Origin of the sequence: Candidatus Palauibacter polyketidifaciens (assembly GCF_947581785.1) — a bacterium.
GTDB classification, from domain to species: domain Bacteria; phylum Gemmatimonadota; class Gemmatimonadetes; order Palauibacterales; family Palauibacteraceae; genus Palauibacter; species Palauibacter polyketidifaciens.
Genome location: NZ_CANPVO010000032.1, coordinates 1 through 21,761 on the forward strand (window position 1 = coordinate 1; position 21,761 = coordinate 21,761).

The 21,761-nt window shown below is 68.3% G+C and carries 20 protein-coding genes; 3 read left to right on the forward strand and 17 right to left on the reverse strand.

Translation table 11 applies throughout. The annotated features are described in order from the left end of the window. Together groL and groES are read right to left on the reverse strand one after the other, a co-directional pair. On the reverse strand, positions 1-1,083 hold a 1,083-nt coding region (gene groL / locus RN729_RS08525), incomplete at its 3' end, for a chaperonin GroEL (RefSeq protein WP_310783675.1). Positions 1,084-1,154: 71 nt separating this feature from the next. Continuing rightward, a complete protein-coding gene (gene groES / locus RN729_RS08530; protein ID WP_310783677.1) occupies positions 1,155-1,463 on the reverse strand; it encodes a co-chaperone GroES in 309 nt (102 codons plus the stop codon). 264 nt (positions 1,464-1,727) lie between these two features. Here groES and RN729_RS08535 point away from each other — a divergent pair, with 264 nt between their 5' ends. Further along, positions 1,728-1,946 (forward strand): hypothetical protein, encoded by a 219-nt coding sequence (locus tag RN729_RS08535; protein WP_310783679.1) that lies wholly within the window; start codon positions 1,728-1,730, stop codon positions 1,944-1,946. 15 nt (positions 1,947-1,961) lie between these two features. Here the strand turns inward: RN729_RS08535 and RN729_RS08540 are convergent, their stop codons facing one another. The 9 genes from RN729_RS08540 to secD are packed head-to-tail and all read right to left on the reverse strand — an operon-like array spanning position 1,962 to position 11,751. Continuing rightward, the gene (locus tag RN729_RS08540; RefSeq protein WP_310783681.1) at positions 1,962-2,741 is read right to left on the reverse strand and encodes a type III pantothenate kinase; all 780 of its coding nucleotides are present in this window, start codon (positions 2,739-2,741) and stop codon (positions 1,962-1,964) included. Positions 2,742-2,745: 4 nt separating this feature from the next. Then, positions 2,746-3,564 carry a biotin--[acetyl-CoA-carboxylase] ligase gene (locus tag RN729_RS08545; protein ID WP_310783683.1) on the reverse strand — a complete coding sequence of 273 codons (819 nt, stop codon included), beginning with the start codon at positions 3,562-3,564 and terminating at the stop codon, positions 2,746-2,748. A gap of 7 nt (positions 3,565-3,571) precedes the next feature. Next, a complete protein-coding gene (locus tag RN729_RS08550) occupies positions 3,572-4,372 on the reverse strand; it encodes an undecaprenyl-diphosphate phosphatase (RefSeq protein WP_310783685.1) in 801 nt (266 codons plus the stop codon). After that, complete coding sequence (gene bshA, locus RN729_RS08555; protein WP_310783687.1) at positions 4,369-5,553, reverse strand: N-acetyl-alpha-D-glucosaminyl L-malate synthase BshA; 1,185 nt, start codon at positions 5,551-5,553, stop codon at positions 4,369-4,371. Before bshA ends, RN729_RS08550 begins: the two co-directional genes overlap by 4 nt. Before the next feature lie 28 nt (positions 5,554-5,581). Further along, positions 5,582-6,511 carry a tRNA (adenosine(37)-N6)-dimethylallyltransferase MiaA gene (miaA, locus tag RN729_RS08560; protein WP_310783689.1) on the reverse strand — a complete coding sequence of 310 codons (930 nt, stop codon included), beginning with the start codon at positions 6,509-6,511 and terminating at the stop codon, positions 5,582-5,584. Positions 6,512-6,537: 26 nt separating this feature from the next. Next, entirely contained in the window at positions 6,538-8,331 is a 1,794-nt protein-coding gene (mutL, locus tag RN729_RS08565; protein WP_310783690.1) for a DNA mismatch repair endonuclease MutL, read from the reverse strand. Further along, positions 8,328-9,113, reverse strand: coding sequence for a TatD family hydrolase (locus RN729_RS08570; RefSeq protein ID WP_310783692.1), 786 nt, complete (start codon positions 9,111-9,113; stop codon positions 8,328-8,330). The genes mutL and RN729_RS08570 overlap by 4 nt, the downstream gene beginning before the upstream one ends. A 6-nt stretch (positions 9,114-9,119) precedes the next feature. Continuing rightward, on the reverse strand, positions 9,120-10,052 hold the full coding sequence (secF, locus tag RN729_RS08575) for a protein translocase subunit SecF (protein WP_310783694.1): 933 nt from the start codon (positions 10,050-10,052) through the stop codon (positions 9,120-9,122). 13 nt (positions 10,053-10,065) lie between these two features. Continuing rightward, a complete protein-coding gene (gene secD / locus RN729_RS08580) occupies positions 10,066-11,751 on the reverse strand; it encodes a protein translocase subunit SecD (protein WP_310783696.1) in 1,686 nt (561 codons plus the stop codon). A gap of 282 nt (positions 11,752-12,033) precedes the next feature. Here secD and RN729_RS08585 point away from each other — a divergent pair, with 282 nt between their 5' ends. Then, a complete protein-coding gene (locus RN729_RS08585) occupies positions 12,034-13,581 on the forward strand; it encodes an SLC13 family permease (protein ID WP_310783698.1) in 1,548 nt (515 codons plus the stop codon). A 94-nt stretch (positions 13,582-13,675) separates the two neighbouring features. On the opposite strand, the gene RN729_RS08590 is transcribed toward RN729_RS08585, so the two are convergent. Continuing rightward, on the reverse strand, positions 13,676-14,557 hold the full coding sequence (locus RN729_RS08590; protein WP_310783700.1) for a hypothetical protein: 882 nt from the start codon (positions 14,555-14,557) through the stop codon (positions 13,676-13,678). Positions 14,558-14,791: 234 nt separating this feature from the next. Between RN729_RS08590 and RN729_RS08595 the strand changes: the two genes are divergently transcribed. Continuing rightward, on the forward strand, positions 14,792-17,317 hold the full coding sequence (locus RN729_RS08595; RefSeq protein ID WP_310783702.1) for a zinc-dependent metalloprotease: 2,526 nt from the start codon (positions 14,792-14,794) through the stop codon (positions 17,315-17,317). Between the two features lie 122 nt (positions 17,318-17,439). Here the strand turns inward: RN729_RS08595 and RN729_RS08600 are convergent, their stop codons facing one another. From RN729_RS08600 to RN729_RS08620, 5 genes are all read right to left on the reverse strand, one after another. Then, on the reverse strand, positions 17,440-17,871 hold the full coding sequence (locus RN729_RS08600; protein ID WP_310783704.1) for an Hsp20/alpha crystallin family protein: 432 nt from the start codon (positions 17,869-17,871) through the stop codon (positions 17,440-17,442). A gap of 263 nt (positions 17,872-18,134) precedes the next feature. Beyond that, positions 18,135-18,695 carry a hypothetical protein gene (locus tag RN729_RS08605; RefSeq protein WP_310783706.1) on the reverse strand — a complete coding sequence of 187 codons (561 nt, stop codon included), beginning with the start codon at positions 18,693-18,695 and terminating at the stop codon, positions 18,135-18,137. Beyond that, the gene (locus RN729_RS08610) at positions 18,682-19,152 is read right to left on the reverse strand and encodes a hypothetical protein (protein WP_310783708.1); all 471 of its coding nucleotides are present in this window, start codon (positions 19,150-19,152) and stop codon (positions 18,682-18,684) included. The genes RN729_RS08605 and RN729_RS08610 overlap by 14 nt, the downstream gene beginning before the upstream one ends. Next, complete coding sequence (locus tag RN729_RS08615) at positions 19,149-20,480, reverse strand: hypothetical protein (protein ID WP_310783710.1); 1,332 nt, start codon at positions 20,478-20,480, stop codon at positions 19,149-19,151. The genes RN729_RS08610 and RN729_RS08615 overlap by 4 nt, the downstream gene beginning before the upstream one ends. A gap of 21 nt (positions 20,481-20,501) precedes the next feature. Further along, a partial coding sequence (locus RN729_RS08620) for a TonB-dependent receptor (RefSeq protein WP_310783712.1) occupies positions 20,502-21,761 on the reverse strand: 1,260 nt, incomplete at its 5' end.

The window sequence follows — 21,761 nt, forward strand, 5'->3', positions numbered from 1 at the left end:
GCGGTCGTAGTCGGACGTGGACTTGTCGATCGCGACCTTGATCTCGCTGATGCGGCCCTGGATGCGGTCCGTGTCACCGGCGCCATCGACGACCGTCGTGTTGTCCTTGTCGATGACGATCCGCTTCGCCTGGCCGAGATCGCCGACCACGGTGTTCTCGAGCTTGAAGCCGAGCTCCTCGGAGATCACCTGGCCGCCGGTGAGGATCGCGATGTCCTGCAGCATCTGCTTGCGGCGATCGCCGAAGCCCGGAGCCTTGACGGACGCGACCTTGAGCGTGCCGCGCAGCTTGTTGACGACGAGCGTGGCGAGCGCCTCGCCCTCCACGTCCTCCGCCACGATCAGGAGAGGCTTGCCCATCTGGGCAACCTTCTCGAGGACCGGCAGCAGGTCCTTCATGGCCGAGATCTTCTTGTCGTGGATCAGGATGATCGGCTCGTCGAGGACGACCTCCATCTTGTCCGGATCCGTGACGAAGTACGGCGAGAGGTAGCCGCGGTCGAACTGCATCCCGTCCACGGTCTCCAGCTCGGTCTCGAGGCCGCGGGCCTCCTCGACCGTTATGACGCCGTCCTTCCCGACCTTCTCCATCGCGTCGGCGATCAGTTCGCCGATCTCCTGGTCGCTGTTCGCCGAAATGGCGGCGACCTGGGCGATTTCCGTCTTCCCGGAGGTCTCGACGGAGATCGAATGCAGGTTCGCGACGATCGCCTCGACAGACTTGTCGATGCCGCGCTTGAGCGCCATCGGGTTCGCACCCGCCGTCACGCTCTTGAGCCCCTCGGTGAAGATCGACTGCGCGAGCACCGTCGCCGTCGTCGTGCCGTCGCCCGCCGCGTCGGACGTCTTCGTCGCGACTTCCTTCACCATCTTCGCGCCGAGATCCTCGACCGGGTCATCCAGTTCGACTTCCTTCGCGACCGTCACGCCGTCCTTCGTGATCGTCGGGCTGCCGAACTTCTTCTCAAGGACCACGTTCCTCCCCTTGGGGCCGAGCGTGACCTTGACCGCGCGCGCGAGCTTGTCCACGCCCGCCTTCAGGCGCTGCCGTGCCGCGGTATCGAATTCAAGATCCTTCGCCATTTCGTCTCCTTCGCCCGGTTATTCGGGCGCACCAGTCAACGGGTTTGACCCGCCGTCTTCCGCTTCAGCGGTTAGAGGACGGCCAGAACGTCGCTTTCCTTCACGATCAGGTAGTCGTCGCCATCCAGCGAAACCTCGGTCCCGGCGTACTTGCCGTAGAGCACCCGGTCTCCGGTGTTGACTTCCATCGGGATGCGGTCGCCGTCGTCGTTCATGCGGCCGGGGCCCACGGCGACGACGGTGCCCTGCTGCGGCTTCTCCTTCGCGGTGTCCGGAATGTACAGACCACCGCGCATCTCCTCGGTCTCTTCGAGCGGCGCGACGACGATGCGGTCGGCCATTGGGGAGATGTTCAGTTTCGTGTTCGAGGCGGTTGCCATCTTGCCTGTCCCTCCTTGGACCTTCGGTGTTGGGTGATCCTTCCGATGAAAGCCGCGAGGGATCCCGCGGCTGTTAGCACTCTGGGGCAGCGAGTGCTAAGGCGAGCAGAAGATATGAGCGTGGAGCGTCCTGATCAAGTGGCTTCGGACGGACGAGGGGCGCGGCCGCCGAATCGGTCGGCGGGCCGGCCGGGGACGGGCCCGGGGGTTATGAAACCTGCCCCGTACGCCTATCGTACGAGTGGGCCAGAAAGGGAGGTCGACATGTTTCGTGCAGCCGTAGTGCTGGTGGCCGCGGGCGCGGTGGGTCTGTGGGTGACGGGGATCCTCTTCTCCCTCGTCCTGCCCCTCGTGTGGATGGCCGTGAAGGTCGCGATCTTCGTCGCGATTTTCTACCTGGTCGTGCGGATGATCAATCCGGAGTTCGCGAACAAGATGAAGGAGAAGTGCTGCGGCGGCGCCGCTTTCCTCCGCAGGTCCTGAAGCCGGCGGCGAACGTCAGCCGTCGGAGCCGGCGGGCGGTCCGAACAGATAGCGGTCCGCGATCGCCAGGCCGGTGATCGTCAGCGCCGGCTCGATGCGGTCCACAGTGCGGCAGTGCGGCCCCACGACCCGCGCGAGTCCCCCGGTGGCGACGACGAGCGGCTCGCGTTCCCACTCCTCGCCGATCCGCTCCACGATGCCGTCGATCCCCTCCACCACCGAGTAGAACCCACCGCTCAACAGACAGTCCTGCGTGTTGCGGCCGATGACCCGGGCCGGTTTCTCCACGTGGATCTGCGGGAGTTGCGCCGTCGCGCGCGCGAGCTGGTCCGTGCCGGCCGTGGGCCCGGGCGCGATGACGCCGCCCACGAAGACGCCATCGGCCGTAATGCAGTCGAAGGTCGTCGCCGTCCCGAGGTCCACGACGATCGTGTCGCGGCGGTAGAGTTCCGCCGCGGCGAGCGTGTTCGCGATGCGGTCGGCGCCGACCTCGAGGGGATGGTCGACGTCGAGCCGGACGGGGATGGGAGAGCCGCCGTTGAGGAAGCGCAGCGGGGCATCGAGGACGCCGCCGACCGCGAGCCAGACGCGGTGCAGCGCGGGGACGACGGAAGCGACGACGATCCGCTGCGGAGCCGGCAGGTCGCAGGCCCCGAGGAGTCCCCGGAGCTGGAGTCCGATCTCGTCCGCCGTTCGGCGGCGGTCCGTCGCGATCCGCCAGCTGTGCACGGGGGTGAGATCCTCGAACCACCCGAGGACGGATTCGGTATTCCCGATGTCTACCGTGAGGAGCATGAGATCAGCTTCCGCCGAGAGCGATGGAGCCCGCGACGACGCGCCGCAGGGCGCCCCCGCGTGGCCGCAGCAGGAGGGCGCCGTCCGGGGCGATGCCCGCCGCCAGGCCGATGGCGGGTGCGCGGTCCGAGAGCCGGTGCTCGACCCAGCGGTTCTTCAGCCAGTCGAGGCGATCGAGTTCATCGAGCGAGGCCGCATCGAGTGAGGTCGGGACGCGCGGAAGCCGGCGCTCGAGTCCCGCCACCACCGCATCCGCGACGTCGACGAGAGGCACCGGACCCACGCAGTCGGCGAGGGCCACCGCTCCCTCCACGTCGTCCGGCAGCCGGCCGGCATCGACGTTGATGCCGACGCCTACGATGAGGAACACGTCCTTGCCGCCGTCGCGGGTCGTCTCCGCCAGGATGCCGCCGAGCTTCCGCTCGCGCGCCATGAGGTCGTTGGGCCACTTCACGGCCGACGCGAGGCCGGGGAAGCGCCGGTTGAGTTCGCGCGCGAGATCGACGCCCGCCACGACCGTCAGGAGCGGCGGGATCGTGACCGCACGCGGGCGAAACACCATGCTCAGATAGAGGCCGGCTCCTGCCGGAGATGTCCAGCCGCGGCCCGCCCTTCCCCGCCCCGCCGTCTGCTCGTCGCAGAGCACGATCGTGCCGGACGACGCCCCGGCTTCCGCAAGTTCGCGGGCGAGGTCGTTCGTCGAAGAAACGCGGTCGAAGGCGAAGACCGACTCCCGGTTCCAGCGCCCGCGCAGCGCGGCGACGGACTCCCCGGCCCAGCCCTTTGCCTCGTCTGCGAGCATCGTCGCTCCGACGTCAGTCATTCAATGGTCATCCACGAAGCGCCGGCCAGATCGCGGCCGCGGCCAGGTATCCCCCGCCGACGAGCCAGCAGTACCAGGCGAACCGGTGGAATAAACGCCGCTCGAGCATCCGCAGGAAGATACGAATGGCAAGGACCCCTGACAGGGCCGAAGCCGCGAAGGCGAGCCCGAGGGGCAGCATCCCGACCGCAAGTCCGGCCTCCCCGAGATTCGGCGCCTGCAGCACGGCCGCCCCTCCGATCGCCGGGATGGAGAGGAGAAAGGAGAACTCGGCCGCGTGGCGAGGTTCGACCCCGGCGGCGGTCGCCGCGGCCACGGTGCTCCCGGAACGCGAGATGCCGGGCAGGATCGCGACCGCCTGTGCGAGGCCGATCGCCAGCGACCCGCCGGTCGTCGGCCGCGCACGCGTGCTCCGGCGGGACAGGCGCCGGATCGACCAGACGAAGGCGCCGGTGACCAGCAGCATCGCCGCCGCGAGCACGGGCCGCTCGAATGTGGGCTCCAGCGTGCTCCGCAGGCCGAGCCCGACGGCAGCGGCGGGGAGCGTGGCTGCGGCGAGGAGTCCGACATCCCCGATACTCCGGCGGTCCCCCGAGCACACCCCCCGAACCAGTTCCGCGAGGCGTCCGCGATAGACCCAGCACACGGCGCAAAGCGTTGCGACATGCACGGTGACCTCGAACACGACGCCGGGGAGTTCGATCCCGAAGAGCGCCTGCCCGAGAACGAGATGCCCGGAACTCGACACGGGCAGGAACTCGGTGAGGCCCTGTACGACGCCGAGGACAAGGGCTTCGAACGGATTCACGCCGTTCGGACCCCGGACTCGTCCCCCTCCGCGAGGACTCTCTCGTAAAGTGACTCGTAGAGCGGGAGGATACGGTCGATCGTGAAGCGTTCGAGAGCGCGCTCACGCGATGCGCGAGAGAACGCGCCCCAGCGCGCCTCGTCGCTCAGCAGCGAGATCGCCGACGCCGACATGGCTGCGACCGACCCCACGGGGTGCAGGTAGCCCGTCGCGCCGTGCGCCACGACTTCGTCGATGCCCGTTCCGGAGGACCCCACGACGGGGACCCCGGAGGCCTGCGCTTCCAGCGCCACCAGACCGAAGGACTCCTGCTCGCTCGGGAGCAGGAAGAGATCAGCGCTGGCGAGGAGTTCGGCGACGGAGTCGATCTTGCCGAGAAAGACGACGCGCTCGGCCATGTCCAGCTCCGCGGCGATCTCCGCGGCGCGCTGCCGTTCCGGACCGTCTCCCACGAGGATGAGGCGAGCCGGCAAGGCGTCGTGGATCCGTGCGAACATCTCCATGAGATCCGGGATCCGCTTGACCGCCCGAAAGTTCGAGATGTGCATCACGACCTTCTCTCCGGCCCGCGCGAGCTGGTGGCGGCCCCGGTAGCGCTCTCGGTCGTAGATCTTCGGATCGACGAAGTTCGGGATGACCTCGATCGCGCAGCGGCTGCAGTCGAAGTCGCGGTGCGTCCGCTCGCGGAGCCAGTCGGAGACGGCGGTGAGCCGGTCGGACTTCTCGATCGAGAAGCGGGTGATCGACCAGTACGACGGGTCCTGGCCCACGAGCGTGATGTCCGTGCCGTGCAGTGTCGTGACGAGCTTCACGTCGCGGCCTCCGTCCCGGAGCATGTCGCGCGCGATCCATCCGGCCGTGGCGTGCGGGATCGCGTAATGCACATGGAGCAGGTCGAGTTCCTCGCGTCGCGCCACTTCGTGCATCGTGACGGCGAGCGCGAGCGAGTAGGGGGGATACTCGAACAGCGGGTAGCGGTTGACCTCGACTTCGTGGAAGTAGACGCCATCGATGAAGTGGGTGAGACGGAAGGGCTGCGCATAGGAGATGAAGTGTACCTCGTGCCCCCGGCGGGCGAGGCCGAGCCCCAGCTCGGTGGCGATCGCTCCGGAGCCCCCGTACGTCGGATAGCACGTGATCCCGATCTTCATCGTCCCGTCTTCATCCTGATTCACGTTCATCCTGATTCACGTTCATCCTGCTTCACGTTCATACTGCTTCGCGCCAGTCGCTTGCGATGCGGCGCGCAAGTTGCCCCGGTGTCGTCGACTCGTCCAGCAGCTGCAGGACGACGGCGTTCTCGGGGAGCTGGTGCCGGAACCATGTCCGCTGCCGGCGCGCGTAGCGCCAGGTGGCCCTCGACACGCGCTCGATCGTCTCGTCGACGTCGGCCTCGCCCCGAACCAGCGCCGCGACGTCCGCGTAGCCCAGCGCGTCGAAGGCGCGCGATCCGTCGAGTCCGCAGGCCAGGAGACCTCGGACCTCCTCCAGCCACGCGCCACCCCGCACCAGGGCCTCGGCACGGTGCGCGATCCGTTCGCGCAGGAGCGGCGCGGGCCACTCCAGCACCCAGGTCGCGGTTCGCAGCGGTGGGCGTTCGGTCGGGGCGCGCGTCATCCAGCGCGTGAGCGGCTTCCCCGTCAGGAGCGCCAGTTCCACCGTGCGCGCCGCCCGCTGCCGGTCGAGGGGGCGGTGCCGCGCCGCCAACGCCGGATCGAGGCGGGTTGCGCAGCGTACGAGTTCCTCCCGTTCGAGCCCATCCAGCCAGCCGTGCAGCGCCACGCGGCGCCCCGGATCGAGCGGAGGCTCCTCGAACATCGGGTGCGTCAGCGCACGCAGGAACAGCCCCGTCCCGCCGGCGAGGATGGGGACCCGCCCCCGGGACCGGATCCCGGAGAGCCAGCGAGTGGCCAGGCGCGCGAAGCGGCCCGCGCCGTAGCGCTCGTGCGGGTCGAGAAAACCGACGCCGTGGTGCGGCGCAGCGGCGAGTTCGTCGGCGGAGGGCGCCGCGGTCCCGATCGCGAAGCCGCGGTAAGCCTGGCGGCTGTCCATGGAGATGATCTCGCCATCCAGCAGGCGCGCGAGCTCGATGGCGACGGACGTCTTGCCCGAGGCGGTAGGCCCCGCGATGGCCGGCACGGGTGAAGTCCCCACGGGCGCGGCGGCTACCCGCGGCCGAACCGCCGGTCGAGCTCCTCGACGCTCAGGCGCACGATCGTCGGGCGGCCGTGGACATCGTGTCCGGGCAGCGGGGTCGCGAACAGCCGGTCGAAGAGCTCCCTCGCCTCTTCCGGCGAGATGGGCTCGCCCGCCTTGATCGCTCCCTTGCACGCCATGCTCATCGCGACACGCTCGTGCTGGTTGCGCGCGGCGTTCACAAGCGGGGAGCCGTCCGCCAATTCCCGCACCATCTCGCGCAGGCAGCGCTCGGCGTCGAACCGGGCGTGGGGCTGCGGGGCCGCCGTCAGAATCCAGGTCCGTTCGCCGAACGGCTCCAGCTCGAACCCCTGCCGGGCCAGCAGGCCGGCGAGATCCTCGAGCGCCTCGGCCTCCGGAGGCGAGAACTGCAGGGTGACCGGAAAGAGGAGCGCCTGGGAGGTGCCTCCTCCCGCTTCGAACCGCGCCATGATCTCCTCGTAGAGCACGCGTTCGTGTGCCGAGTGCTGGTCGACGATGAGGAGCCCCTCGCGGGTCGCGGCCAGGATGTAGCGGTCGTGGAGCTGCCACAGCTCCGGACCGACGAACGGGGCCTCCGCCGCGGCCTTCTGCCCGCCCGCGCCGGTTTCGGCCCCCGGTTCGGCCGTCCCGGCCGCGTCGTCCCGCCCGGAGACGAAGAGGGCGAACTGAGGCATCTCCGCGGGCGGCTCGCCGCGGGATTTCGCGCCACGGCCGGGGGAGGGCGTTCGATGGCCCGGCGCCGGATCGGGCTCGGTGGCGGGGACCCCCACCGGCGCCGTCGAATCGAGCCGCGCCAGCGCGGCGCGCACCGCACCCCGGACGGCCGTCTCCACGTTCTCGCGGTCGCGGAAACGCACCTCCGCCTTCGCCGGATGGACGTTTACATCCACCGAGGCGGGCGGCGTCTCGATCTGCAGGAAGAGGCTCGGGCGAAGGCCTTCGACGACCGTCGTCCGGAACGCCTCATCCACGAGCCGCAGGAGAGCGGGATCGCGGAAGGGACGGCCGTTCACGAAGGTGTAGCGGCGCCCTCCCCTCGCACGCGCGGCGTCGGGCCGCTGGATGAAGCCCCGGACCCGCACGGGGCCGCCCTCCCCCTCCACGGGAATGAGCGTGGGGGCGAGGTCTCCCCAGAGCTGGCCGATCCGTCCGAGCCAGTCCCGCGCCGGGGCGAGATCCATGGAGGCGCGGCGATTCGACTCGAACCGAAAGCCGACGGCGGGGTTCGCAAGCGCGAGGAGCACGAGCGCTTCGCCCGCGGCCCGCGTCTCGGCGGCCGAAGTCCTGAGGAACTTCGCGCGCGCCGGAAGGTCATGGAACAGCGCCCGGACCGTCACCGTCGTGCCGCACCGGCGCGGCATGTCATCCACGCTGCGGATGCGCCCGAAGTCGACCCGCGCCCGCACCCCCTCTTCCGGGCTGAGGGCCGTGTGCAGTTCCAATCGGCTCACGGCCGCGATGGAGGGCAGCGCCTCGCCGCGGAAGCCGAACGAGCGGACGCTCCGCAGATCGTCCACGCTCCGGATCTTGCTCGTCGCGTGCCGATCCAGCGCGAGTACGGCGTCCTCGCGATTCATCCCGCTCCCGTCGTCCGAGACCCGGATCTCGGTCTTCCCTCCGTTGCGGATCGCGACCTCGACGCGTCTCGCACCCGCATCGACCGCGTTCTCGGCGAGTTCCTTCACGACGGAGGCGGGACGCTCCACGACCTCGCCCGCCGCGATCTGGTTCGCGACATGGTCGGGCAGGATCTGCACGCCACCCGTCCCCGGCCGGTTCATGCCGCGCCCCGCAGGCCGTAGAAGCGGCAGGCGTTCCCCGCCGTGAGCGCCGCAGCTTCCTCGAAGGACACGCCGCGCACCGCCGCCAGTCGCTCGCACGTGTGCGTGAGGTAGGCGGGTTCGTTTCGGCGGCCGCGGCGGGGGGCGGGCGCGAGGTAGGGGGCGTCTGTCTCGATGAGGAGCCGGTCGTCCGGCACCGCGCGCGCCCACTCGGCCAGCTCGGGGACGAACGTGATGAGGCCCGAGAAGGAGACGTACCAGTCCGCATCCAGGGCGGCCCGGAGGAGTGCTTCGCCTCCCGTAAAGCAGTGCAGCACTCCCGTGGCGCCGTCGCCGTATTCCCTCACCCGCTCCGCCGTCTCGGCCTCCGCCGAGCGGGAGTGTACGACGATCGGCAGACCGAGCCGGGCCGCCATCCGGAGGTGCGCCTCGAAGTTCCCCAGCTGCGCCGGCCGGGCCGCACTGTCGTAGTGGAAATCCAGGCCCGTCTCCCCGATCGCGACGACCTCGGGAGCTTCGGCGATGCGCTCGATCTCGCGCATGAGGGAAGCCGAGGTCCGGTCCGCCGCGTGGGGGTGGAGTCCGGCCGTCGCCCACAGACCGGGCGTCCGCGCGGCCAGCGCCAGGGCTTCCTCCGCGTCCTCGGGATCCGAGGCGATCGTGACCATGCGGCTCACGCCCCGCGCCCGCGCCCGGTCCACCACCTCGCCGAGGTCGGGGGCGAAGCGGGCCGCGGTCAGATGAAGGTGCGAGTCGAAAAGCGTCGTCCCGGCTCCGGCCACCCCTCGTCAGGCGCGGGCGGCGAGCGCGGCGCGCTTGCGCGCCCGCTCGTGAATCTCGACGAGAACGGGGGACGCCACGAAGATCGAGGAATACGTCCCGACGAGAACCCCGATGATGAGCACGCCGGCGAAGGGCCGAATCACGGCGCCCCCGATGACGACCAGCGAAAGCAGCGCGATCAGCGTCGTCCCGCTGGTGAGGACCGTTCGGGGCAGCGTCTCGTTCAGGCTGCGGTTCAGCGTCACGTCGTACGCTTCCTTCCGCTTCTTCCTGAGATTCTCCCGCACGCGGTCGAAGACGACGATCGTGTCGTTCAGCGAATACCCGATGATCGTGAGGATCGCGGCGACAGTGGCGAGGTTGATCTCGATGTCGAACAGCGAGATGAACCCGAAGGTGATGAGCATGTCGTGCACCGTCGCGATGACGGCGGCCACGCCGAACCGCCACTCGAAGCGGAAGGCGAGGTAGATCAGCGTCAGGAGGAATGACAGGAGCACGGCGATGACGGCGGTGCGCTGGAACTCGTCGCCGACCTTGGCGCTCAGCGTATCGCCGCGCGCGATCTCGAAGCTCGCGGCGGAGTACTGCGTCTCCAGGCTCGTCCTGATCTGGTCCCGGATCGCGTTCTGGTCTTCTTCCTCGCCGACAGGCACGCGCAGCAGAAAATCGAAGGTCTCCGCTCCGACCGTCCGCAGCTGCTGAATCTGGACCCCCGTCGTGCCTCCGGCCGTCAGCGCGTCGCGGATCTGACCCACGTCGGTCGTCTCCGAGAACTGGACCTCGAGCAGCACGCCGCCCGTAAACTCGACCCCCGTCCGCAGCCCGCCGCGGAAGACGATCGACAGGAGGCCGATCGTGATGATCGCGGCCGACGCGAAGTACGCCGGCCGGCGCATGGAAAGGAACTTGTAGTTCGCGTTCTGGAAGACCCTCATGATGACTTCGTTCCTATATGCTCACGGACTCCCGGGAGCCGCGTCGGTTCAGGTACATGATGAAGAGCGTCCGCGTCACGTAGATCGCGGAGAAGAACGACGCGAGGATCCCGATGCAAAGCGTCACCGCGAAACCTCGCACCGCGCCGGTCCCGAACTGGAAGAGGATGATCCCGGTGATGAGCGTCGTGAGGTTCGCGTCCACGATCGCCGACAGCGCGTTGCCGAACCCCGCGTCCACCGCGGTGCGCGGCGTCTTCCCGGCGGCGAGTTCCTCTCGCACCCGTTCGAAGATGAGGACGTTCGCGTCCACCGCCATCCCGATCGAGAGGATGAGACCCGCGATTCCCGGCAGGGTGAGCGTCGCGTCGAGGCCGGCCAGGCCGCCCAGCATGAAAATGACGTACGTGAGCAGCGCCCCGACGGCGAGTATTCCCGCCGCCCGGTAGTAGATCATCATGACGATGATCACGCCGACGATCCCGATGATGAAGGCGGTGCGGCCCTGCCGGATGGAGTCTTCGCCGAGCGAGGCGCTCACGTTGCGCTCCTCGACGACCTCGATCGGCATCGGCAGCGCGCCGGCCCGGAGGACGAGCGCGAGCTCCTGCGCCTCCTGGAAGGACGCTCCCGGCGTGAGCTCAATCTGGGCGCGCCGGCTCAGGACGCTGCGGATGACCGCGTAGCTCTGGACTCGGTCGTCGAGGACGATGGCCATGTTTTCGCCGATGTTGCGCGCCGTACCGCGCTCGAAGACCCGCGAACCGCGCCGGGTCGTCTCGAAGGGGACGATCGGCTGGTTGAACGTCGGGTCGCGGTTCGCGGGCCCCGCGTCCTGAAGCATGTCGCCCGTGATCAGGGGCTCCGCCTCCAATACATAGAGCGGCACGTAGGATCCGGCGCCCGCCCCGACCTGCTCCACTCCCCAGTGGAGCGTGACGCCCCGGGGGAGCGCGTCCCGGACGCCCTCGAGTTCGAGCCACGCCGCCGCCGTCGGCTGATCTTCCTGCGGGACGAGATACTCGCCGAGGATCCGTCCCTGTCCGAGGAGGGCCGAGAGCGGCCGAGCCGTGGCTTCGTCCGCCGCTTCCGCCGCGTCCGCGGTCTCCGCGTCGCCCTCCTCGGCCGCGATGGAGTCGGCGGCCGGATCCTCTGTTTCGGCTTCGTCGGCCGGATCCTCCGCCGCGGCGGAATCGGCGCCGCCGAGGATGTCGCTGAGGTCCACTTCCGGCTCGGTCTCGAGCGTCGTGACCTGCAGGTTCTCGATCCCCACCTCGTTCACGATCGCGCGGTCGATCCGCTCGAGCGCGTCCATGAATTCCTGACCGTCCGTGACGATCTTGAACTCCATGAACGCGGTCTCCGTGGCGATCCGCTTCGCCTGCTCCGGGTCGTCGACCCCGGCGAGCTCGATGATGATGCGGTTGCCCGAGCGCTGGATCGTCGGCTCGCGGACGCCGAACTCGTCGATCCGGTTCCGAATCGTCGTGAGCGTGCGTTCGACCGCGTCGTCGAGATCCTGCCCGCTCAAGGTGCCCTCGGGGTCGTAGATCTCGACTGCGAGGTGCATCCCGCCCTGGAGGTCCAATCCGAGCTTGAGCGGCCAGACCTGCTCGGACTCGCCCGTGACCTCGTCCACGATCGTCTCGGGCACCAGGGCGAAACCACAAATGGCTACCAGAACGGCGATCCAGATCAATCGCCATCGTACCGAACCGAACATCTAGATTGTCACCGTTCTTCGTGGGTTTCGTGATCGCGGCCCGCGGCGGGGCCCGAGCGACCCCGGCCGAACCGGGCACCGTCGCTGCGACATGGCAAAGGGACGCAAAGCTAGCCCAGCGGCCCGTGAGAGGAAACTACGCGGCATCTCGCGCCGGATGGTACGTTCCTCCGCCGCGGCGCGCCATCTCGGGCTGCGCGCCGCCCCGGCCCGGACACGGCGGGGCCAAAATCCGGGGCCCGGAGCCGGCGAGGAGCCATGGCACACAACCGTTCGGAGGGCAGATCGGGGACGCGCTCGCGCGGCCAGCGCATCGGACTGTGGCTCGGACCGCTCCTCTTCCTCCTGATGCTCCTGCTCGACCTCGAGCCGGGACGGCCGGAGGTCACCCGCATGGCCGCGGTGGCGGTCCTCATGGCCACCTGGTGGATCACCGACGCGATTCCCCTCTTCGCAACCGCCCTGCTCCCGCTTCTCCTGTTCCCGATTCTCGGGATCGAGCGGACCGCGGAGACGGCACCCCACTACTTCAACAGCACGATCGTTCTCTTCCTCGGCGGTTTCATGATCGCGCTCACGATGGAGAAGTGGGACGTACACCGGCGGATCGCCCTCTGGGTCATCCGGGCGGTGGGCGGCGGTCCCGCCCGCATCGTGCTCGGCTTCATGCTCGCGGCAGCCTTCCTCTCCATGTGGATCTCGAACACGGCCACCGCGATCATGATGGTCCCGGTCGGCCTCGCCGTCATCCTGCGCATGGAAGAGCAGTTCGGGCAGGGTCGCACGCGCGCCTTCTCCGTGTCGATCATGCTGGGGATCGCCTACGCCTGCTCGGCCGGCGGGATCGCGACGCTGGTCGGCACGCCGCCGAACCTCTCCCTCCAGCGAATCTTCGCGATCACCTTCCCGGACGCCCCGCACATCGCCTTCGGGGTGTGGTTCGTCATGGCGCTGCCGATCGCGGCGCTCATGCTGGTCTTCGCGTGGCTGCTCATCACCCGGGTCTTCTTCCGCGTGCCGGAGGAGGTGACCGTCGACCGCGACATCGTGGAGTCCGAGATGCGGAAGCTCGGCTCCGTCGCCTTCGAGGAGCGGGCGATCCTCGTGATCTTCGCCGCGACGGCCCTGCTGTGGGTATTCCGCGCGCCGATCGAGATCGGCCGGTTCACGATCCCGGGCTGGTCCTCGCTCCTGCGCTACGGTCACCTCATCGACGACGGGACCGTCGCGATCACGATGGCCTGCATCCTCTTTCTCGTCCCGACGAGGTCACCGGGCGCAAGGTCCGCCACGGTCATGGGACCGGACGTGGTGCGACGGCTTCCGTGGAACATCGTGCTGCTGTTCGGGGGAGGCTTCGCCCTCGCGCACGGCTTCCAGGCCACGGGGCTGGCGCGGTTCGTGGGAGAGGGGTTCAGCGGGCTGTCGACGGTGCCGCCGCTCGTGCTGATCCTCGTCATCTGCCTCGCGATGACGTTCCTCACCGAACTCACCTCGAACACGGCGACCACGGAGATGGTGCTCCCGATCTTCGCGGCGGTCGCCGTCGCGACCGGCGTTCACCCGCTCCTGCTGATGGTCCCGGCGACGCTCTCCGCCTCTTGCGCCTTCATGATGCCGGTGGCGACGCCGCCCAACGCCGTGGTGTTTGGCAGCAACCGGGTGAGGATCGCGGAGATGGCGCGGGCGGGACTCTTCCTCAACCTCATCGGCGCCGTCGTGATCACGCTGATCTTCCGCGCCGTCGGGCCGCTGCTGTTCGGGATCGAACCGGGCGTCCTCCCCGACTGGGCGGTGACCCCCTAACCGTCCTGCGGAGCCTCCTCCGCGGAGGGGGCCGGACGGTGGGGATGTCGGTCGGGTCGCCCACCGAGACGACCCGACCGGCAGGAAAAGGCGGCTAGTGGGCGCCCATCAGGAACCAGTGCAGCATCAGACTCCCGTCGTCGCCGCGCGAATAGAGCGCGGCGTAGTGCCCCGCGCTCCCGTCCTCGGTGCCGTAGGTGCCGATGCCCACCGCGTGCCCCTCGTCGAGGTCGTGCGCGGACCAGGTCGTCATGCCGCTGAACATGACGCCCGCGTCGAACAGCGCCTGCAGCCCCTCCTCGACGGCCGCGCGGCCCTCGCGCGCCCCTTCGCCGGGCAGCATGGCGACCGCGTCCTCGGTGAACGTGTTCGCGACCATGGAGGCGTGACCCATGTTGTAGTGCGTGACGAAGTAGTCGCTGCTCGCCTGGACGAGGTCACCGCCCATCCCCTCCGGCATGTCCATCATCGCGCCGGCCGACAGGGTCTGATCGGGCGTGTCGAGATTGGCCACCATGCCCTTCAGCGCCCACTCCCCCTCCATGTCCTCGGCCACGGCCATGTAGTAGCCGGAGTTGCGTGCGTCCCCGCCGGTCAGCACGTAGTGCCCGCGCGCGACGATCTGGCCACCGAACGCCATCGCTGCGCCGGGGTGGATCGCGACCTCCGAACTCCCCGCGTCCATCCGCGACTGGAGGCCCTCGCCGATCGCTTCCCTTCCGTAGAGCATGGCCCCGGAACTGCCCCAGAGGACTCCGTCCTCGACGAACTTGCTCGCGACCATGCTGCCGTGACCCATGTTGTAGTGGGTCTGCCAGTAGTCCGTGATCGTCGCCATCGCCGCATCGGCGTCGGGCATGGCGGCGGCGTCATCCATCGCCTCCGTCATCTCCTCCGTCGCGGCCTCTTCCATCTCCGCCCCGCCGCAGGCGATGCTCAGAGCCAGGGCAAAGGGAGCCAGGGTGCGGATGCGCATTCGAGTACCTCCTTCAAATGGGACGTCGCGCCCTCCGCACGCGTGCCTTTCACTGCGGAGATCGTCGACGAGACAAGGCATAACCGCTGGAACGCTAAGCGTTACAAGGCGGATCCGTCAATGCGGTTGGACCGTCGGCGTTGGCCCGCCATTCCACCCCCGCTTACGTTGGGCGCCCGGGTCGACGGCCGTCGCGACCCGCCCACGCCATCTCCGAATCGGAAAGCCAACAGCATGCTCCAGATCGCGCGCAGCACACGCCCTCTCGCCCTCATCCTGACGCTCTCGCTCCTCGTCGTGGTCACGGGCTGCATCCGGCCCTTCGCCCGGCCGGCGCCCGGCCCGTCCGCCTCGAGCGGAGGTGGACCCGGCGCCCGCGGGGGTGGGGGGGACGACGACGACGGGCCGGAGCCCTATTCCGAAGTCGTCACGGAGGAAGCGGTCACGGACTCCGGGATGGTCCACGTCCATCGGGTGGACGACAAATGGCTGTTCGAGATTCCGGAGGAGATTCTGGGGCGCGAGATCCTGCTCGTGAGCCGGGTGGCGTCAGTTCCCGAGGGGATGGGCTACGGCGGCCAGAAGGCGAACACACAGGTCATTCGCTGGGAGAAGAACGGGCCCGACGAGGACCAGATCTTCCTCCGCGTCGTGAGACACACGAATGTGGCGGACGAGGCCCTTCCAGTGGCGCGGGCCGTGCGGGGCGCGAACTTCGAGCCGATTCTGCGGGCCTTCGACATCGAGGCGCTGAACGACGACTCGACGAGCGTCGTCATCGACGCGACGCCGCTCTTCGAATCCGACATCCCCATGTTCGGGCTGAGCCAGTCCCGCCGCGAAGCGTACCGGGTGCGCTCGCTGGATTCGAACCGCACCTACGTCGACTGGATCAAGAGCTTCCCCCGCAACGTCGAGGTGCGGCACGTCCTCACCTACAACGCGCAGACGCCTCCGTCGAACGCGAGCACGAACTCGATCTCGATGGAGATGAACCAGTCGATGGTCCTGCTCCCGGACGAACCGATGCAGCCGCGGCTGCACGACGAGCGCGTCGGGTACTTCAACGTGAACCAGGTGGACTACGGCCTCAGCGATCAGAAGGTCGTCACGCGCACCTACATCACGCGCTGGCGGCTGGAGCCGAGCGACACCGCGGCTTTCCGGCGCGGCGAACTCGTCGACCCGGTCAAACCCATCATCTACTACCTCGACCCGGCGACGCCGGAGAAGTGGCGGCCCTACCTGATTCAGGGCATCGAGGACTGGCAGGAGGCGTTCGAGGCGGCGGGGTTCCGCAACGCGATCCAGGGGCGCATGCCCCCCTCCTTCGAGGAAGACCCGGAGTTCAGCCCGGAGGACGTGCGCTACTCCGTGATCCGCTGGCTCCCGTCACAGGTTCAGAACGCCTCCGGGCCGCACGTCCACGACCCGCGCACGGGCGAGATCCTCGAGAGCGACATCCAGTGGTATCACAACGTCGCCAACCTGCTACGGAACTGGTATCTGATTCAGACCGGGGCCGTGAATCCGGCGGCACGCCGCGCCCTCTTCGAAGACGAGGTCATGGGCGAACTGATTCGCTTCGTCGCCGCGCACGAGGTCGGCCACACGATCGGGCTCCCGCACAATATGAAGTCGAGTTCCGGCTTTTCGGTGGACTCGCTGCGGGCGCCGGGATTCGTGTGCCGCAACGGGGTTGCCCCGTCGATCATGGACTATGCGCGCTTCAACTACGTCGCGCAGCCCGAGGATGAGGGCGCGTGCACGGATCCGCGGGTCGGTCCGTACGACCTCTTTTCGGTCAACTGGGGCTACCGGCCGATCCTGGACGAGGACACGGACGGGGAGCGCGCCACGCTCGACGCCTGGATTCGCGAGGTGGAGGACGATCCGGTCTACCATTTCGGCGACGGTACCCCGATCGATCCGACGTCCCAGACGGAGGCGATCGGCTCCGACGCGATGGAGGCGAGCGACCTCGGCATCGAAAACCTGAAGCGGATCCTGCCCAACCTGATCGAGTGGAGCAGCGACGGCCGCGAGGGCGAGAACTACGAGGAGCTGGCGGAACTCTACAACAACCTCATCGGCCAGTGGAGCCGCTACATGGGCCACGTCGCGACCGTGGTCGGCGGGGTCACGCGCACGCGGAAGCGCATCGGGCAGGAGGGCCCGGTGTACGAGTTCGTGGACGAAGCCACGCAGCGGCGGGCCATGGACTTCTTCGCGCGACAGGCCTTCGACCCGCCCACGTGGATGGTCGACGAGGACATCCTTTCGAAGATCGAGAACCCGTCCACCGTGGACCGCTTGCGGGGCATCCAGGTTCGGGTCGTCAACCTGATCCTCGACCCCGGCCGCATGCAGCGGCTGATCGAGGCGGAGGCGCGTAACGGGGACGATCACTACAGCCTGGGCGAGATGTTCGAAGACCTGCGCGCCTCGATCTGGGGAGAGCTGGACACCGGCGCCCCGATCGGGGTCTACCGGCGGAACCTCCAACGCGGGCACCTGGAGCGGCTTGAGTACCTGATGACGCAGGAACTCTCGCTCCCCTTCTTCTTCTTCGGCGGGCTCTCCGACTTCTTTACGTCGGTGGACGTGTCCCAGTCGGACATCCGGGCCTTCGTACGGGGTGAACTCCACGGGCTCCAGGACGCGATCGAACGCACCCTCCGGCGCCGGCTCGACCGCACGACGGACCTGCACCTGCGCGACGCCCTGGCCAGGATCGACGACATCCTCGACCCCGACTGATCCGGCGGGCGTTATTGGCGGACGGGGTCCTGAAGACGGGCCCCAAAATGAAGAGGGCCGGGTACGCTCCCGGCCCTCTTCGCTTGAGTGGCACCCGCGCGCCGGAAGACGCTGCGCCGAGACTACTTCGTGGCGCCTACCGCGATGCGGTGCGGCTTCGCCTCCGGTGACTTCGGCAACTCCACCGTGAGAACGCCGGCGTCGAGGTGGGCCTCGACATCCTCGCCCCGGATGGAGGCCGGGAGCGAGAAGCTGCGCGTGAACCGCTCGTTTCGCCGCTCGCGCACGTGGTACGTGCGGCCCTTCTCCTCTTCCTCCTCCGAACGCGCCCCCGAGATCGTGAGTACGCCGCGATCCACGGTCACGTCGATCTCGGCCTCCCTGAATCCCGGCAGCTCCAGCTCGAGGCCGTAGCCCTCCTCGGTCTCGTACAAATCCGCGGCAGCCACGGAACGGCTCGAGCGATCGAGATCCAGCAGTCCGTTGAACAGCCGGTCGAAGTCGAAGTCCCCCCGGCGACGGCTCGGCGCGCGGTGAATGATGGTCGGTAGCATGGCGATACTCCTCCGTGTCTGTGAAACAGTCTTCGTGATCCGCCGCGGCGGCCTGGCTGGCAGCCCGTGCCGGACCGCGGCACTGGAGGACTGCTGCAACCGCCGTGCCCGAACCCGGATTTCCGTCCCCCGGCGGTCGCTGCCATCGGTGCAGACGAGGATCGCGGAGACTGACCGTCCCGGCGGAGTTTGCTCGGAGCCCCCACCGGAGTTACGCCAAATTGGCAGCCGGCCGGTGGGCCCTTACTGTCGGAGGGGGGCCGTCAGGGCTTCATCCCGAGGAGCGAGGGGAGGGCGCGGCCGAACCATTGTCCGATCGAGGTCACGGGTACGGAAACGCCCACCGCGGCGGACGCCTGCGGGGCATCCGTGCCCGGCTCTCCGCCGGCGTCGCCTCCGCCGACCCCCGCCGCGGCGGCCGCGAGGGCCGCGGTGCCCGCCACGATGCCGGCGCCGAGCAGAATGCTCTTCGTCGTCGAGAACTCGCGCACCTCGATACTCACGAAACCGTCCCGGGCCACGCTCAGGGTGTCGTACTGCACGACATCGCGGAACAAGCCGACCGTGTGCCGCGTGCTCGCTTCGAACCGGATCGAATCTCCCACGCTGATGATCTTCCCCTCGATCGCGACCGTCCCGGGAGGCGCGTTGGGATTGACGACTGCGGACTGGAGCGGCACGCGCATTCGCGCCACGGCGCCCACAGGCGGCTCTTCGGCGAGCCGGTAGGAATAGCAGCCCGGAACCGTCAGCAGGACACAGAGAAGGGCGACGAGCCGCAGCCGCCGCGCGCGACCAGCCGGCGGAGAGTCAGAATGCGACATCGAGGTCTCGCGTCAGAAGCTGGTTGAAGGAGTAGACGAAGTGCCAGGGTTCGTCGGGAAAAATCCCGCCGGATTCATCCACGAGACCCCGGTCGTCCACGTTCACGATGACGTGAACCGAGAGCGTATCCCCGTCCAGCGACTCCGCCTGGACGAACCACCGCCGGTCGATGGAGATATCCATCGCTCGCTGGAAGGGGATCTCGTGAACGACCGTATCGGCCCGGACCACCTGCACCCGCGTCACGCCGAACTCGTTGCGGCCGGCCACGAACTGCGTGGAGTAGATCGCCCGGACCCGCGTGCCCGCCTCGCCCCGCATCGCGAAATGGATGTTCTCGGGCGTCGGGTCATCGAGAATCGCCGAGCAGCCGCCGATGACGACGGCCGCCAGCAGGAACGGCAGTCCCAGGAGGGGAGAGGCGGCCGGGGATGGCCGCCTCCCCCGCGATCTCAACCTCCGCAACCCAGGCCGTTCAGGTGGCAGTTCGCCCGCAGCTCGATGATCGAGATCGGGAGCATCGTACCCGGCTGCGACAGCGCGGCCGAGGCACCCTGCCACTTGGGATCCGTGATTCCCCACCGGTACATGTCCGCCAGGCGCAGGCCCTGCAGCATCACGTTCCCGCGGCGCGAGTGCTGGAGCATCTCCATCTCGGAGATCTGGCCGGAGTACGGCGTGAGGCCGTCCAGCCCGCGAATGTGATTGATGTGCATCGCGAAGCCATTGGAATCCCCACCAGCCAGCGCGTTCTCGGCCAGAATCAGGTGCATCATCCGGGCGGACGTCAGCGTCAGGGGCGGATATTCCCCGCCCTTGTCGAGATAGCTGCCGCCCTTCCACTGGTTCAGCCACTTGATGACCGCAGGGTCGTCAACGCCATCGATGGGATCCTTGAGCGCGATCCCGTTGATGTCGTTCTGGTCATCCACCGTGGCGATCGTGAGGTCGATCTGGTTCTCCTTGCGGTCGTTGACCCAAGCCGCCATCGAGTTGGAGCGGCTGGCGGCCGAGAACGTAAGGTTGTGCGTCCAATCGGCCGGGACGCTCGCGAGCACCGCGGCGGCGTCCGCACCCGCATCGGCCGAGGACACCAGCCCGCTTCCGGATGGCGACGGGTTGATCGCATCCCATATCGCGCGGGACTGCCTTGCGCGGGCGCGAAGGGCCCTGGCCCGCATCGCCATGTCCATGTCTCCCACCTCGCTGAAGCCGGACATGGCCGAGGAGAACCTGTCGATCGCACCGTCCAGCACCGAGGACATGTTGCCTGGTCCGATCGGAGGTCCGCTCTCCGTCTTGTCGGAGAACGCGAAGTCCTCCTGGATCTCTCCGATCACCATGTAGATGATGCCGGAGTACATGTACGCACGAGCCAGGTCGGTCTTGATCGAGTTGGACGGGTTGTTGCCGTGATGCTCCTGGAGGATTTCGATGGCTTCATCGCTCATCCACCGAGCCTGTCCCATGGCCGGGAACGGGCCATCGATGAACTCGTTCAGCGGATCATCCACGAATCCGAGGTCGAGCGAGAGCCAGGCATCCCTGGAGCCGATCCAGCGCATCTCGTCAGACGCGACCAGGTACGGCTGCCAGGATTGTGAAACGGAAGACGCCACGAGCGTGAGCGTTCCGTTCACGACGGCCGACGCGGCCGCCTCCTGGCGGACATCCTCTTCGACGAGGTCGTTGGGGTTGTTGACGTCCAGCAGGTCGCCGCATCCGAGCGCGAAAACGGCCAGAAGAGGCGTGGCCAAACAGGCCTTGAGATATCGATTCTTCATGGTTTCCCTCGCTTGGATGATCTAGAGAGTGAGCCGGACGGACATCGTGAAGCGCCGCGGGACCGGAATGCCCCACCCTTCCGTCGAATTCAGGAAGTTGCAGTTGAGGCCGCCGTTGCAGCGCCCGAGGACGTTGCCCTCCGGGTCCATGCCCGGGTAATCGCCGAGCATGAAAAGCATCAGGTTGCGCACGCCCATGTTCACGGTCGCGGCGGAGAAGCCCCAGCGCTCGATGACCCCCGCCGGTACCCGGTAGCTGAGCGACAGCTCGCGCCAGTGGATCGAGTCGGCGTCGTAGACCCCGTTCATGCCGCTCATCGGCGAGAGACCCTCGACCTCGTGGGCCCAGGCGACCGCCGCATCAAGCCGCTCGTCCGCCGAGGAGCCCGGGTTCAGCATCGTGGCGTAGAGTTCGGACGAGCGCGGCGTGTTGCGCCCGATGAAGTTGTTGGCGCGCCGGAACATGCCCGAGAGGTCCTGCACCTGGTGGCCGAACTTGTACTCCATGAGCGTCGTCAGCTGGAAGTTGCCCAGGAACGCCAGGTCGAAGCCGAAGGAACCCGCGTAGTCCGGGGTCGGGTTGCCGAGGTGCGTTTCGAGCAGTCCGACTCCGCAGTTGTGCGACGCCAGCCCGCCGTTGGGCACCCCGAAGTCCTCGTTGCCGACCGCGAGCGGCTTGAAGCTGTTGGGGTTGCGCGGCTGACTGAAGTACGCGAGCGCCTGATCGCGCGTCGGCACGACGCACTGGCCGTCGACCGGATCGAGGATGTTCAGCGGGATCGCCACATCGGCGACCTGGGCACCGAAGAAGGCGCCCGGCGTGAAGCCCTCGACCAGGTAGTTGCGGTAGCGCGGGTAGCTGCCGCCGGTTTTGAGCGGAGGCGCTCCCCCCATGTCCGAGATCTCCTCGGAGATGAAGGCCGTGTTCGCGAAGACGTTGAGCGAGATGTCCCGCGCCTGGATCAGGTTGCCGCGGATCCCGAACTCGATTCCGGAGGCGAGCACTTCGCCGATGTTGTCGAGCTGGGTCTGCGTGAATCCGCCCGTGACCGGGAACTGGCGCGCCACCATGGCGTCGGTGACCGTGCGGTCCCACCAGGTCGCCTCGACCGACCACCGGTCGTTGAAGAGACCCATGTCGATCCCGAACTCCAGCTCCGTGGACACCTCGGGCTTCAACTGTTCGTTGCCGAGATTCGACGGCTGGACGCCGGGCCCCACCTCGGTGCCCAGCGACGAGAAGGTCGTGAACTTGTCGAAGGCGCCCGGCTGCAGCCCGGA

What these genes read in the sequence shown, in the direction of transcription:
- RN729_RS08545 (WP_310783683.1), bottom strand. Translation starts at nt 3,564, where the DNA reads ATGACTGACGTCGGAGCGACGATGCTCGCAGACGAGGCAAAGGGCTGG.
- mutL (WP_310783690.1), bottom strand. Translation starts at nt 8,331, where the DNA reads ATGAACCGGCCGGGGACGGGTGGCGTGCAGATCCTGCCCGACCATGTC.
- RN729_RS08535 (WP_310783679.1), top strand. Translation starts at nt 1,728, where the DNA reads ATGTTTCGTGCAGCCGTAGTGCTGGTGGCCGCGGGCGCGGTGGGTCTG.
- groES (WP_310783677.1), bottom strand. Translation starts at nt 1,463, where the DNA reads ATGGCAACCGCCTCGAACACGAAACTGAACATCTCCCCAATGGCCGAC.
- bshA (WP_310783687.1), bottom strand. Translation starts at nt 5,553, where the DNA reads ATGAACGTGAATCAGGATGAAGACGGGACGATGAAGATCGGGATCACG.
- secF (WP_310783694.1), bottom strand. Translation starts at nt 10,052, where the DNA reads ATGAGGGTCTTCCAGAACGCGAACTACAAGTTCCTTTCCATGCGCCGG.
- RN729_RS08615 (WP_310783710.1), bottom strand. Translation starts at nt 20,480, where the DNA reads ATGAAGAATCGATATCTCAAGGCCTGTTTGGCCACGCCTCTTCTGGCC.
- RN729_RS08595 (WP_310783702.1), top strand. Translation starts at nt 14,792, where the DNA reads ATGCTCCAGATCGCGCGCAGCACACGCCCTCTCGCCCTCATCCTGACG.
- RN729_RS08540 (WP_310783681.1), bottom strand. Translation starts at nt 2,741, where the DNA reads ATGCTCCTCACGGTAGACATCGGGAATACCGAATCCGTCCTCGGGTGG.
- RN729_RS08600 (WP_310783704.1), bottom strand. Translation starts at nt 17,871, where the DNA reads ATGCTACCGACCATCATTCACCGCGCGCCGAGCCGTCGCCGGGGGGAC.
- RN729_RS08590 (WP_310783700.1), bottom strand. Translation starts at nt 14,557, where the DNA reads ATGCGCATCCGCACCCTGGCTCCCTTTGCCCTGGCTCTGAGCATCGCC.
- RN729_RS08585 (WP_310783698.1), top strand. Translation starts at nt 12,034, where the DNA reads ATGGCACACAACCGTTCGGAGGGCAGATCGGGGACGCGCTCGCGCGGC.
- RN729_RS08605 (WP_310783706.1), bottom strand. Translation starts at nt 18,695, where the DNA reads ATGTCGCATTCTGACTCTCCGCCGGCTGGTCGCGCGCGGCGGCTGCGG.